Here is a 12775-nt window from a genome sequence, read left to right on the forward strand (position 1 = left end):
CTGCCCGTCGGACAGCATCGTGCTCGGCCGCAGTTTAGCCATCACCGCCGGTCGGCGCGCCGTTCATCAGCGGGCGTGCCGCGAGTCGATCCAGGCCTGGAGGAGGACGACGGCGGCGGCCTGGTCGATCACGTCGCGCTGCTTACGTGTGTTGCGACCGGCCCCGTGGAGGGCCGCGCCGGCGGTGACGGTGGTCAGCCTCTCGTCGACGAGTTCCACCGGCACTTCCGGGGAAGCGGTGGTCAGCGCGTCGGCGAACGACCGGGCCATGGCGGTCGAGGCGGTCTCGCGCCCCTTGAGGGAGGTGGGTAGCCCCACGACCACGCCGACGGCGTCGTACTCGGCGATCAGCTCGCCGAGCCGCCGGAGCTCGGCGGCCCACCCGGGGTCGCCGTCGACCACGCGGATGGTCTCGACCGGGGTGGCCAGGATCCCGTCTGGGTCGCAGGAGGCCACGCCGATGCGGGCGGTGCCCACGTCCAGGCCGAGCCGGCGCCCGCGGGTCCAGGCCGCGCCGGTGGCCGCGGGCGCGCCGGGGTCGGTCATCCCGCGTCCCGGACGGCGTCGCGCAGGGCTGAGACCGCGGCGTCGATGCCGCCGGGCTCGGTGCCCGCGCCCTGGGCCATGTCCGCCTTGCCGCCGCCGCGGGCGCCGAGTGCCGGGGAGATCGCCTTGACGAGGTCGCCGGCCCGGAGGCCGCGCTCCTGGGCGGCCGGGGTGACGGCGATGACGAACGGCACCTTGTCCTGGCCGGGTGCGGTGAGGAGGACGACGCCCGCGTCGGAGCCGAGGCGGCCCTTGAGGTCGGACGCGAGGGTGCGCAGGTCGCCGGCGGCACCGCCGGGGGCGCTGTGGGCGAGGAACCGGACACCGTCGAGGTCCTCGGCCGAGGCGAGCAGGTCGCCGGCCTGGGAGGCCAGCTGGGCCGCGCGCAGCGACTCGAGGGCCTTCTCGGTCTCGCGCAGCTTGGCGGTCAGCGCGGCGATGCGGTCGGGCAGCTCGTCGGCGGGTGCCTTGAGCGAGGTGGCGAGGCCGGACACGAGGGCACGCTCGCGGGCCTGGTGGCGGTAGGCGTCCATGCCGACGTAGGCCTCGACACGCCGGATGCCGGACCCGACGGACGCCTCGCCGAGCAGGCTGACGGGGCCGATCTGCGCGGAGCTGCTGACGTGGGTGCCGCCGCACAGTTCCATGGAGAACGGGCCGCCGATCTCCACCACACGGACCGTGGACCCGTAGTTCTCGCCGAACAGGGCCATGGCGCCCATGCGCTTGGCCTCGTCGAGGGTGGTCTCGATGGTGTTGACGCCGTAGTCGGCGTCGACGGCGGAGTTGGTGACCTCCTCGATCTGGGCGAGGACGTCGGCGGGGATCGAGCCGGACCAGTTGAAGTCGAACCGCATGTAGCCGGGCTTGTTGAGCGAACCGGCCTGGACGGCCTCGGGCCCGAGGATCTGGCGCAGTGCCGCGTGGACGAGGTGGGTGGCCGAGTGGCCCTGGGTGGCGCCCTTGCGCCACTCGGGGTCGACGGCGGCCGTGACGATTTGCCCGGCCTCGACCTCGCCCCCGGTGAGGACACCCTTGTGGATCCAGAGCTTCTTGCCGATCTTCTGGACGTCGTCGACGCGCATCTGGAAGCCGGCGGTGGAGATCATGCCGCGGTCGCCCAGCTGGCCGCCGGACTCGGCGTAGAACGGGGTGCGGTCGAGCACGAACTCCACCTCGTCGCCCTCGCGGGCCACCGCGACGGCCCGGCCGCCGGAGACGATGCCCAGCAGGCGCGACTCGTCGGTGAGGTCGGTGAAGCCGGTGAAGACGGTCTCGCCGGCGTCGAGGAAGTCGCGGTAGACGGACAGGTCGGCGTGGGCGTGCTTCTTCGCCTGGGAGTCGGCCTTGGCGCGGGCGCGCTGCTCGGACATGAGCGAGCGAAAGCCCTCCTCGTCGACCTGCAGCCCGGCCTCGGAGGCCATCTCGAGGGTGAGATCGATCGGGAACCCGTGGGTGTCGTGGAGGGCGAACGCCTGCTGGCCGGAGAGCACCGCGGCGCCGGACCGGCGGGCGGACTCGGCGGCGCGCTCGAAGAGTTGGGTGCCGGACTCGAGGGTCTTGAGGAAGGCGGCCTCCTCGGCCACGGCGATCCGTTCGATCCGCTCGTAGCCGGAGACGGTCTCGGGGAACGAGGGACCGATCGCGTCCCGGACGGTGGCCATGAACTCGGCCATGGTCTCCCCCGTCGCGCCGAGGAGGCGCACGGAGCGGACGATGCGCCGCAGGAGGCGACGGAGGATGTAGCCGCGGCCCTCGTTGCCGGGGGTCACGCCGTCGGAGATGAGCATGTAGGCGGTCCGGGCGTGATCGGCGATCACGCGGAACCGCACGTCCGAGGCGCTGTCAGCGCCGTACTTCGCGCCGGACAGGCGCTCGGCGGTGTCGATGACCGGGCGCAGCAGGTCGGTCTCGTAGACGTTCTCGACGCCCTGGAGCAGGAAGGCCACGCGCTCGACGCCCATGCCGGTGTCGATGTTCTGCTTGGGCAGCGGGCCGAGGATCTCGAAGGAGTCCTTGCCGGAGCCATCGCCGCGCTCGTTCTGCATGAACACGAGGTTCCAGATCTCGATGTAGCGGTCCTCGTCGGCCTCCGGCCCGCCGTCGACGCCGTAGGCCGGTCCGCGGTCGTAGAAGATCTCCGAGCACGGTCCACAGGGTCCGGGCACGCCCATGGACCAGTAGTTGTCGGCCATGCCGCGCCGCTGGATGCGCTCTTCGGGCACGCCGATCACGTCGCGCCAGATGCCGTACGCCTCGTCGTCGTCGAGGTAGACGGTCACCCACAGCAGCGCGGGGTCGATGCCGAAGCCCCCGTCGTCGAGTGAGGACGTCAGCAGCGACCACGCGTGGCGGATGGCCCCTTCCTTGAAGTAGTCGCCGAAGGAGAAGTTGCCGGCCATCTGGAAGAAGGTGTTGTGGCGGGTGGTGATGCCCACCTCCTCGATGTCGAGGGTGCGCACGCACTTCTGGATGGATGTCGCGGTGGCGTACGGCGGCGTCTCCTGGCCGAGGAAGTAGGGCTTGAACGGGACCATGCCGGCGTTGACGAACAGCAGGTTGGGATCGTCCAGGACCAGTGACGCGCTGGGGACCTCGGTGTGTCCGGCGCGGACGAAGTGGTCGAGGAAGCGGCGCCGGATCTCATGGGTCTGCACAGGGGGCCTCACTGGTCGTCTACGGGTGGTGTCGGGCGAGAGTCAAGACTACCGCCGCGCGGGTCGGCGCCCGGGAACGAGGTGGGGCGGGCCGGGATGCGCTGCGGGCGGGGTGAGGGGCCGCCGGGCTGGGGACGTGGTCCCGACGACGACGACGAGGGGCCGCCACCCGGAAGGGACGCGGGCGCCCGCTCCACCGGTCCGGCGGAGGGGCGCCCGGGCTGGCCGTGTGCGGCGAGAGGGTCGGTCAGCGCGGCATCGGGGGCAGGATGATGCCGAAGTTGGCGGCGGTGATGAAGGCCTCCTGCGGCAGCAGGCCGAGGCTGTGCGCCCCGGTGCCCCAGACGCCGACCGAGGTGGCGACGCCGACGAGCGTCGAGAAGATGCTGGCGAGACCGGTGAACATGAGAACCTCCGAATGCTGATGTGGACACAACATCCTGCCTGCTCAGGCAGGAAATATGACTTTCACACAGTTCTCAGGATTTGGCCAGGCTTTGCCGCGGGGGTCCCCTGGAGCCCGTCCCGGCGTGGCCCCCGGGCGCGCCTCAGTCCCGGATGATCCGGCGGAGTTTGTCGACCCGGGCGGACAGCTCGCGCTCGTGGCCGTGCGGCCCGGGCTCGTAGTAGTCCCGCCCCACCAGCTCGTCGGGCGGGTACTGCTGCGCCACGACCCCCGGCGCCGCGTTGTGCGGGTACCGGTAGCCCACCCCGTTGCCGAGCCCCTTGGCCCCGGCGTAGTGGCCGTCCCGCAGGTGCTTGGGCACCTCGCCGACGCCACCGGCGCGGACGTCGGACATGGCGGCGTCGATGGCCGCGATCACCGCCTTGGACTTGGGGGCGGTCGCGAGGTGGATGGTGGCCTGGGCCAGCGCGAGCCGGCACTCCGGCATGCCGACCTTCTGGACGATCTCCGCCGCCGCGCTCGCGGACAGCAGCGCGGTCGGGTCGGCCATGCCGATGTCCTCACTCGCGTGCACCATGAGCCGCCGGGCGATGAACCGGGGGTCCTCCCCCGCGACCAGCATGCGTGCCAGGTAGTGCAGCGCGGCGTCCACGTCGGACCCGCGGATGGACTTGATGAACGCGCTCGTGACGTCGTAGTGCTGGTCGCCGTCACGGTCGTAGCGCACGGGGGCCGCGTCCAGGCTGAGCTCGACGATCTCCGGCGTCACCACGCCGTCCGCCGCGGCCCCGGCCGCGGCCTCCAGGATCGTCAGGCTGCGCCGCGCGTCCCCTCCCGAGAGCCGGACGATGTCCTCCGCCGCCGCGTCGGTGAGCTCGACCCGCCCCGCCAGCCCCCGTTCGTCGGAGACCGCGCGCCGCAGCACGGCGGCCACCCCGGCGTCGTCCAGGCCCTGCAGTTCGGCGATGAGCGACCGGCTCAACAGCGGCGCGATGACCGAGAAGTGCGGGTTCTCCGTGGTCGCGGCCACGAGCAGGACGATGCCGTTCTCCACCGCCGCCAGCAGGGCGTCCTGCTGGCTCTTGGAGAACCGGTGCACCTCGTCGATGAACAGGACCGTGCGCTGACCGTGGACCTGCCGGGTGCGGGCGTCGTCGATCACCGCGCGGACGTCCTTGACCCCGGCGCTGAGCGCCGACAGGGCGACGAAGTGTCGACCCGACGTGCTGGCCACCAGATTGGCGAGCGTCGTCTTCCCGGTCCCCGGAGGGCCGTAGAGGATCACCGACGAGCCCCCGCGCCCCTCCACCAGCCGCCGCAGCGGCGAATTGGGGCGCAGCAGGTGCTCCTGGCCGATCACCTCGTCCAGCGTCCGCGGCCGCATCCGGACCGCCAACGGGGCGCCCGGGTCCACGGACGCCGACGCCGGAGGAACGGGCCCGGCGCCGCCCGCGTCCCCGGCGGCGAACAGCCCAGCGTCTTCGGTCACGCCCCCAGGCTACCGGCGGGCCCCGACAGCGAACCCCGGGTGAACATCCGGCGACGGATCCGCGGAAGTGACCGCGGCCTTCGTCGTCGTCGGGTTGTCTGGAACTCAGGTCTGCCACCTCCCCGGCGGGGGCACGCCGCCGCCACCCGGGCCACTACCTCAGGCCGCCACCCCACGACACCACCCCACGACACCACCCCGTGCCACGACCCCCGGAGGTCCCACCCGATGTGCCGCGACGACCACCCCACCCACGGACCCACCCTCACCCGTCGTGAGGCGCTCGCCGGCGCCGGCATGGTCGCCGCAGCGGGCGCCGTCGGGGTGACCCTGCTCGCTGAACCCGCCCCCGTGTGGGCGAACCCGGTACGGCCGGTCGCCGACGACCTCGACGTCTACGTGATCGTCACCGACGGCATGCGACCGGACGAACTGAACGCCGCGCAGGCGCCGACACTGCACCGCTGGGCAGCCGAGGGCACGCGGTTCACCGATGCGTCGTCGATCATGATCGCCGAGACCCTGCCCAACCACGCCGCGATGGTCACCGGCGTCCTCCCCCACCGCAACGGGGTGCCCGCCAACGCCATCTGGGACCACGCGATCGGGGACGAGCGGACCCTCGACCGGCCCGACGACCTGCGGGCCGCCACGGTCCTGGACCGCATTCGGACCGAGGCCGGCCTCACCACCGCGAGCGTGCTGAGCAAGGACTACCTCCACGGCCTGTTCGGCGGCCGAGCCAGCGTGCAGTGGGCGCCGTTCCCGCTCGTGCCGATCACCGACCACTCGCTCGACTGGTTCACCGTCGAGGCCCTCAAGCGGACCATCACCGACCACGCCCCGAGGATGACGTTCGTCAACCTCGGGGACATGGACCGCTTCGGCCACATGGACCTGTCGGGGACCTCGCTCCGACTAGCCCGCAACCAGGCGGTGTTCAACTCGGACCACAAGCTCTGGGACCTCGAGCAGTTCCTCCGCGCCACCGGGCGCTGGGAACGTTCCGTGCTCATCGTCCTGGCCGACCACGGGATGGACTGGTCGGAGCCCCTGCGCCTCATCAGCGCGGCCGGGGCGATCGACGCCGACCCGGCGCTGCGGGGCCGGTTCGGGATCGCCCAGAACGGGGGGGCCGACACGTTCGCCTACCTCGGCCCCGCCGGTGAACGCGACGCGGCACTGGCGCGCCTGCGGGAGGTGGTCGGCGCGCTCCCCGGCGTCAACCGCCTCTACGACCCGGCCGAGCTCGACCTCGGCGAGCGCGGCGGCGACCTCGTGGCCACGTGTCACCCGGGATGGCGGTTCTCCGACCCCACCCCGTTCTCCAACCCGATCCCGGGGAACCACGGGCACGAGGTCACGCTCGGCATCCCGTTCTTCATTGGCGGTGGGCACCGGATCGTCCGCCGCGGGCAGGTCGTCGACCGGCCTGTCCGGACCCTCGACGTGGCCCCGACGGTGTCCCGGCTGTTCGGGCTCGGCCACTCCGGGATGGACGGGCGGCCCGCGCTCGAGGCGTTCCACCTCTGAGACCCCGATATGACGGAAATCCGCTACTCCCCCGTCACATTCGCTACCGTTTTCCGTTCTTTTCCGGGTAGCGCGGCGAATCGCGCAGGAGAGTAGCGGATTCGGGGGCGGGGCAGGGCGGGGTGGGGCCGACTACTCGGCTGCGGCCCCGGACGGGGCGGCCTGGCCGCGCTGCACCGGCTTGGCGTCGATGCCGGACTCCTTGCGCTGCTGCGCCGTGATCGGCGCCGGCGCATCGGTCAGCGGGTCGACGCCGCCGCCGGACTTGGGGAACGCGATGACGTCGCGGATCGACTCGGTCCCGGCCAGCAGGGCGCAGATGCGATCCCAGCCGAACGCGATGCCGCCGTGCGGCGGGGAGCCGTAGGAGAAGGCGTCGAGCAGGAAGCCGAACTTCTCCTGCGCCTCGTCGGCCGAGATGCCCATGACGCCGAACACCCGCTCCTGGACGTCCTTGCGGTGGATACGGATCGAGCCGCCGCCGATCTCGTTGCCGTTGCACACGATGTCGTACGCGTAGGCGAGCGCCGAGCCCGGATCGGTGTCGAACGTGTCCAGGTGCTCGGGCTTGGGCGAGGTGAACGCATGGTGCACCGCGGTCCAGGCACCCGACCCCACGGCCACGTCACCGGCGGCCGTGGCGTCGTCGGCCGGCTCGAACATCGGGGCGTCGACGACCCAGGTGAACGCCCACTTGGTGGGGTCGATGAGGCCGAGCTTGGCGGCGATCTCACCGCGGGCCGCGCCGAGCAGGGCCCGCGTGGACTTCACCGCGCCGGCGCCGAAGAAGATGCAGTCACCCGGCTCCGCGCCGACGTGGGCGGCGATGCCCGCCCGCTCGGAGTCCGACAGGTTCTTGGCGACCGGGCCGCCGAGCTCGCCGTCGGAACCGACGAGGACGTACGCGAGTCCCTTGGCGCCGCGCTGCTTGGCCCACTCCTGCCAGGCGTCGAGCTGACGACGCGGCTGTGACGCCCCGCCCTTCATGACGACCGCGCCGACGTACGGCGCCTTGAACACCCGGAACGGGGTGTCGGCGAAGAACTCCGTGCACTCGACGAGCTCGATGTCGAACCGCAGGTCCGGCTTGTCGGAGCCGAACCGGCGCATCGCCTCCTCGTACGTCATCCGCGGGATCGGCGTGGTGATCTCGTAACCGGCGGTGGCCCACACCTCGGTGAGGATCTCCTCCGCCACGCCGATCACGTCGTCCTGGTCGACGAAGCTCATCTCCAGGTCGAGCTGCGTGAACTCCGGCTGCCGGTCGGCGCGGAAGTCCTCGTCGCGGTAGCAGCGGGCCAGCTGGTAGTACTTCTCCATCCCGGCCACCATGAGCAACTGCTTGAACAACTGCGGCGACTGCGGGAGGGCGTAGAACGTACCCGGCTGCAGGCGGGCCGGCACGAGGAAGTCGCGCGCACCCTCCGGGGTCGAGCGGGTGAGGGTGGGGGTCTCGATCTCCACGAAGTCGTGACGGGCCAGGACTCCGCGGGCCGCGGCGTTGACCTTCGACCGCAGCCGCAGCGCCGCGCCCGGACCCTCGCGGCGCAGGTCGAGGTACCGGTGACGCAGACGTGCCTCCTCCCCCACCTCGTCGTCGAGCTGGAACGGCAGCGCCGCCGCCTCACCCAGGACCTCGAACGACGTGACGTCGATCTCGATCTCGCCCGAGGCGAGGTTAGGGTTCTCCGATCCCTCCGGACGACGGTCGACGACGCCGGTGACCGCCACGCAGTACTCGTTGCGCAGGCGGTGGGCGCGCTCGGCCACGTCCTCGGAACGGAAGACCACCTGGCACACGCCCGAGGCGTCGCGCAGATCGACGAAGATGACACCGCCGTGATCCCGGCGGCGTGCCACCCAGCCGGCCAGGGTGACGGTGTCACCGGCGTCGGCGGCTCGGAGCTGGCCGGCGGAATGGGTGCGCAGCACTGCGGTGGTCCTCTCGTCGGGGAAAGTGTGGTGTGATCGCCTGAGCGTGAGCACCGACGGGACGACCCCACGGCCCGCCACGGGCTCGGACGGGGAACAGTCTACGTCCACGACAGACCGGGCGACGCACCACCCGGAAGGCGGAGATCATGACGTTTCGGCAAGGCGGAAGGCTCGACACCAGCGGAGTCTCCGGCGGAGGCAGGGGAGGTCGCCGGGGGATCGCGGTCGGCGGAGGGGTCGGCGGCCTCGCCGTCGTCCTCATCGCCCTGTTCCTCGGTGTCGACCCGGGCCAGCTCGGCCTGGACACCGGTCCCACCGGCGCGCAGGAACAGGGTTCCGACTCCGCGCAGCAGTTCCAGGCCCACATCGACCAGTGCGACCTGCAACAGGCCAACTCCGACACGATCTGCCGCATCGTCGCCACCACCGAGAGCCTCGAGGACGTCTGGACAATCCAGCTGCCGGATCAGGTGGGGATGAGCTGGGTCCAGCCCCGGACCACCGTCTTCAGCGGCGCCGTCGACACCGGCTGTGGTGCCGCCTCCTCCGACATCGGCCCCTTCTACTGCCCCGCCGGGCAGACCGTCTACATCGACCCCTCGTTCTTCGACAGCGTCCTCGTGGGGCAGCTCGGCGGACCGCCCTCCGGCGCGGCGCAGATGTACGTCGTCGCGCACGAGTTCGGCCACCACCTGCAGACCATGCTCGGCGACATCCGACGCTCGCAGCAGGACCCGCAGGGCCCGTCCTCCGGAGCGGTCCGCGTCGAGCTCCAGGCCGACTGCTACGCGGGGCTCTGGGCCCACTACGCGACCTCCACACCGGCGCCCGACGGCGGCCCGCCGCTACTGGAGAGCCTGACCCCGCAGGACGTGGATGCGATCGTCCGGACCGCGGAGGCCATCGGCGACGACCACATCCAGCGCACCGGAGGCGGGCGCGTCGACCCCCGCTCGTGGACCCACGGCTCGTCCGAGATGCGCAGGCAGTGGTTCCTCACCGGCTACGAGCAGGGCTCCGTGCAGGCCTGCGACACCTTCCGCGCGCAGCTCTGACGCGCGGGAGGAGTCAGCGCCCGACGGCCCGGGTGACGTGCCCGAGAATCGCCTCGAGCGGAACCGGCTCCTGCTCGCCGGTGGACATCGTCTTGACCACCGCGGTGCCGGTCTCGAGCTCGTTCTCGCCGATGACGACCGTGACCGCCGCGCCCGACCGGTCCGCCGCCTTGAACGCGCCCTTCATCCCCCGGTCGCCGTACGCCATGTCGGCCCGCAGCCCGTTGCGGCGGAACTCCGCCAGGACCGGAACCATCGCCGCCTTGGCCGCCGCCCCCAGCGCGACGCCGTACACGTCGACCCGCCCCTGCGCCGCCGGATCGATCCCCTCGGCCTGCAGCGCCAGCACCGTGCGGTCGACACCGATCCCGAAGCCGATGCCCGACAGGGCCTGACCGCCGAGCTGCTCCATCAACCCGTCGTAGCGCCCTCCGCCGCCGATCCCGGACTGCGCACCGAGGCCGTCGTGAACGAACTCGAAGGTCGTCTTGGTGTAGTAGTCCAGGCCGCGGACCATGCGGGGGTTGACCGTGTACGGCACGCCGAGCGCGTCCAGGTGCGCCCGCACGGTCGCGAAGTGCTCGGCGCTGGCGTCCGAGAGGTGATCGATCATCAGCGGCGCGTCCTCGAGCTGCTCACGCACCTCGGGGCGCTTGTCGTCGAGCACGCGCAGCGGGTTGATCCGCGCGCGCTCACGCGTCGCCTCGTCGAGATCCAAGCCGGCGAGGAACGCCTGCAGCCGCTCGCGGTACTGCGGGCGGCACGTCTCGTCGCCGAGCGAGGTGAGCTCGAGGCGGAAGCCGGTCAGGCCGAGCGACCGGAACGCCTCGTCGGCCACGGCGATCACCTCGGCGTCGAGGGCGGGGTCGTCCACCCCGATGGCCTCGATCCCGACCTGCTGGAGCTGCCGGTAGCGGCCGGCCTGCGGACGCTCGTACCGGAAGAACGGCCCGGCGTAACAGAGCTTGACCGGCAGCTGTCCGCGGTCCAGCCCGTGCTCGATCACCGCACGCATGACCCCCGCCGTGCCCTCGGGCCGCAGCGTGACGCTGCGGCCGCCCCTGTCCTCGAACGAGTACATCTCCTTGGAGACCACGTCCGTGGACTCGCCCACCCCGCGGGCGAACAGCGCCGTGTCCTCGAAGATCGGCAGCTCGATGTGGCCGTAGCCGGCGCGCCGGGCGGCGGTGGTGATCGCGTCGCGGACGGCGACGAACCCGGCCGACGCCGGGGGGACGTAGTCGGGCACGCCCTTGGGGGCCTTGAGGGCGGTCTTCTTCTCGGTGCCGGTCACAGGGAAAGTCCTCGGGTCAGATAGGGGGCGGGGGCGCCGGTCGGTCTAGAGGTCGCGCAGGAAGGGGTTGGACCGGCGCTCGCGACCGATCGTGGTGGACGGGCCGTGTCCGGGCAGGACCACCGCGTCGTCATCCAGGACGAGGAACTTCTTGGCGATCGACTGCATGAGCACCTCGGTGTCCCCCGCCGGCAGGTCGGTACGGCCGACCCCGTCCTGGAACAGTACGTCGCCACCGAGGACCACCATCCGCGGTCCCTCTTCGGTCTGCACGGTGATCCGGAAGGACACCGAACCGGGGCTGTGGCCGGGGGCGTGGTCCACGTCGAAGGTCATCGACCCGAACCGCAGGGTGTCGCCGTCGAAAACCTCGACGACCTCGGCGGGCTCGGTGAACGTCATGTCCTTGAGCATGGCCGACAGGTCGAGCGACAGGCCCTTGCCGGGATCAGACAGCATCGGGCGGTCGTCGGGGTGGATGTAGGCGGGGACGCGGTAGTGGTCCGCGACCTGCCGGGCGTTCCAGATGTGGTCGAGGTGACCGTGGGTGAGCAGCACCGCACGCGGCCGCAGGCCCGCCTCCGAGACCTGGCGGCGCACCTGCTCCTCGGCGTCCTGGCCCGGGTCCACGATCACGCAGTCCCCCGCGTCGTCGGACACGATGTAGCAGTTGGTCTGGAACATCCCGGCGGGGAAACCGACGATCTGCACGTCCCGTACTCCCTTTCTTCGACAATCCACGGCGCCTGGCGCGCGGCGTCGGGTCAACGCGGTCCGACACCGGAGTGGTGTGCGATCGACGTTGCCCGACCTGGTAGACAAGGACCCTGGGCCGGACCGTCCCCGGGGCCTCCGTGAGGAGACCCGGCGAGTCGATCCGGCCGACCGTTCCAGCCTAGTCCAGGTCCCCAGGAGGGTCAGTGTCCACCAACCAGGAACGCCGAGCCGAGGCGCGCCAGCGCCTGCGCGAGCAGATGGAGGCCCAGGCTCGCCGCGAGAAGCAGCTCAAGATCGCCGGCGCCGCTGTCGTCGTGGTGGTCCTGCTGGGGATCGTCGGGGTCGTGGTCTGGAACAAGACCGAGCAGGCGCGCGCCGAGGAGTACGCGGCCAACTGGGTCACCTGCGAGTACCCGGCGGAGACCCCCATGGAGAAGGTCGATCCCGCGCAGTTCGAGGACCAGGGCCCCGAGGTGGTCGAAGAGGCCGAGCGCTTCAACGAGCAGATCGACGAGATCGAGGAGACCAGGCGCGAGGTGGAGCCGCCGAGCGGCGACCAGCCCCGCCGGGGTACCGCACAGATCACCATCGCGACCAACGCCGGGGACATCCCGCTCGAGCTGGACCGGGCCGGGGCCCCCTGCAACGTCGAGAGCTTCGTCCATCTGGCCGAGCAGTCCTACTTCGACGACACCGAGTGCCACCGCCTGACCATCGGTGAGGAGGGCGCCGAGCTCTCCGTGCTGCAGTGCGGGGATCCGACCGGCACCGGCCTCTCGGGTCCCGGCTACTCCATCGTCGACGAGCCGCCCACCGATCTCCCCGTGGCGGAGGACGGCTCCGGGATGTCGGTCTACCCGCGCGGCACGGTCGCCATGGCCAAGTCCCAGGCGCCGAACAGTGCGGGCAGCCAGTTCTTCCTCGTCTACGAGGACTCCATGCTCCCGCCCGAGTACTCGGTCATGGGCACCATCGGTGAGTCGGGGCTCGAGGTCCTGGACCGGATCGCCGAGGGCGGGATCAAGAGCAACGATCCGATGAGCGAGGACTACCAGGCGCCCAAGCGTCCGGTCCAGATCGAGAAGGTCACGGTCGACGCGCAGGAGGGTCTGCCCGAGGAGTGACCCGGCCCGGGCCCGCCCG

The 12775-nt window shown here is 71.6% G+C and carries 10 protein-coding genes; 3 read left to right on the forward strand and 7 right to left on the reverse strand.

The window, feature by feature from the left end:
• Window positions 1–66 precede the first annotated feature (66 nt).
• From ruvX to DCI01S_RS07670, 4 genes are all read right to left on the reverse strand, one after another.
• Complete coding sequence (gene ruvX, locus DCI01S_RS07660; protein WP_061228671.1) at window positions 67–546, reverse strand: Holliday junction resolvase RuvX; 480 nt, start codon at window positions 544–546, stop codon at window positions 67–69.
• Window positions 543–3203, reverse strand: a complete 2661-nt coding sequence (gene alaS / locus DCI01S_RS07665) for an alanine--tRNA ligase (protein WP_061228672.1) — start codon at window positions 3201–3203, stop codon at window positions 543–545. Before alaS ends, ruvX begins: the two co-directional genes overlap by 4 nt.
• 247 nt (window positions 3204–3450) lie before the next feature.
• Window positions 3451–3609, reverse strand: coding sequence for a hypothetical protein (locus tag DCI01S_RS17550; protein WP_007626311.1), 159 nt, complete (start codon window positions 3607–3609; stop codon window positions 3451–3453).
• Window positions 3610–3751: 142 nt separating this feature from the next.
• On the reverse strand, window positions 3752–5098 hold the full coding sequence (locus tag DCI01S_RS07670; protein WP_371441656.1) for a replication-associated recombination protein A: 1347 nt from the start codon (window positions 5096–5098) through the stop codon (window positions 3752–3754).
• A gap of 228 nt (window positions 5099–5326) precedes the next feature.
• On the opposite strand from DCI01S_RS07670, the gene DCI01S_RS07675 reads away from it, so the two are divergent.
• Entirely contained in the window at window positions 5327–6631 is a 1305-nt protein-coding gene (locus tag DCI01S_RS07675) for an alkaline phosphatase family protein (RefSeq protein ID WP_061228673.1), read from the forward strand.
• Between the two features lie 132 nt (window positions 6632–6763).
• On the opposite strand, the gene aspS is transcribed toward DCI01S_RS07675, so the two are convergent.
• Window positions 6764–8563 carry an aspartate--tRNA ligase gene (gene aspS, locus DCI01S_RS07680; RefSeq protein ID WP_061228674.1) on the reverse strand — a complete coding sequence of 600 codons (1800 nt, stop codon included), beginning with the start codon at window positions 8561–8563 and terminating at the stop codon, window positions 6764–6766.
• Window positions 8564–8712: 149 nt separating this feature from the next.
• Between aspS and ypfJ the strand changes: the two genes are divergently transcribed.
• Window positions 8713–9621 (forward strand): KPN_02809 family neutral zinc metallopeptidase, encoded by a 909-nt coding sequence (gene ypfJ, locus DCI01S_RS07685; RefSeq protein ID WP_061228675.1) that lies wholly within the window; start codon window positions 8713–8715, stop codon window positions 9619–9621.
• Window positions 9622–9634: 13 nt separating this feature from the next.
• On the opposite strand, the gene hisS is transcribed toward ypfJ, so the two are convergent.
• On the reverse strand, window positions 9635–10915 hold the full coding sequence (hisS, locus tag DCI01S_RS07690; RefSeq protein ID WP_061228676.1) for a histidine--tRNA ligase: 1281 nt from the start codon (window positions 10913–10915) through the stop codon (window positions 9635–9637).
• A gap of 45 nt (window positions 10916–10960) precedes the next feature.
• Window positions 10961–11626 (reverse strand): MBL fold metallo-hydrolase, encoded by a 666-nt coding sequence (locus tag DCI01S_RS07695; RefSeq protein WP_061228677.1) that lies wholly within the window; start codon window positions 11624–11626, stop codon window positions 10961–10963.
• A 209-nt stretch (window positions 11627–11835) separates the two neighbouring features.
• On the opposite strand from DCI01S_RS07695, the gene DCI01S_RS07700 reads away from it, so the two are divergent.
• Window positions 11836–12756: a peptidylprolyl isomerase gene (locus tag DCI01S_RS07700; RefSeq protein ID WP_061228678.1), complete on the forward strand. Its 921-nt coding sequence runs from the start codon at window positions 11836–11838 to the stop codon at window positions 12754–12756.
• Window positions 12757–12775 lie beyond the last annotated feature (19 nt).

The organism is Dietzia cinnamea NBRC 102147, assembly GCF_001571065.1.
Taxonomy (GTDB): Bacteria; Actinomycetota; Actinomycetes; order Mycobacteriales; family Mycobacteriaceae; genus Dietzia; species Dietzia cinnamea.

What these genes read in the sequence shown, in the direction of transcription:
- ruvX (WP_061228671.1), bottom strand. Translation starts at nt 546, where the DNA reads ATGACCGACCCCGGCGCGCCCGCGGCCACCGGCGCGGCCTGGACCCGC.
- DCI01S_RS17550 (WP_007626311.1), bottom strand. Translation starts at nt 3,609, where the DNA reads ATGTTCACCGGTCTCGCCAGCATCTTCTCGACGCTCGTCGGCGTCGCC.
- DCI01S_RS07675 (WP_061228673.1), top strand. Translation starts at nt 5,327, where the DNA reads ATGTGCCGCGACGACCACCCCACCCACGGACCCACCCTCACCCGTCGT.
- ypfJ (WP_061228675.1), top strand. Translation starts at nt 8,713, where the DNA reads ATGACGTTTCGGCAAGGCGGAAGGCTCGACACCAGCGGAGTCTCCGGC.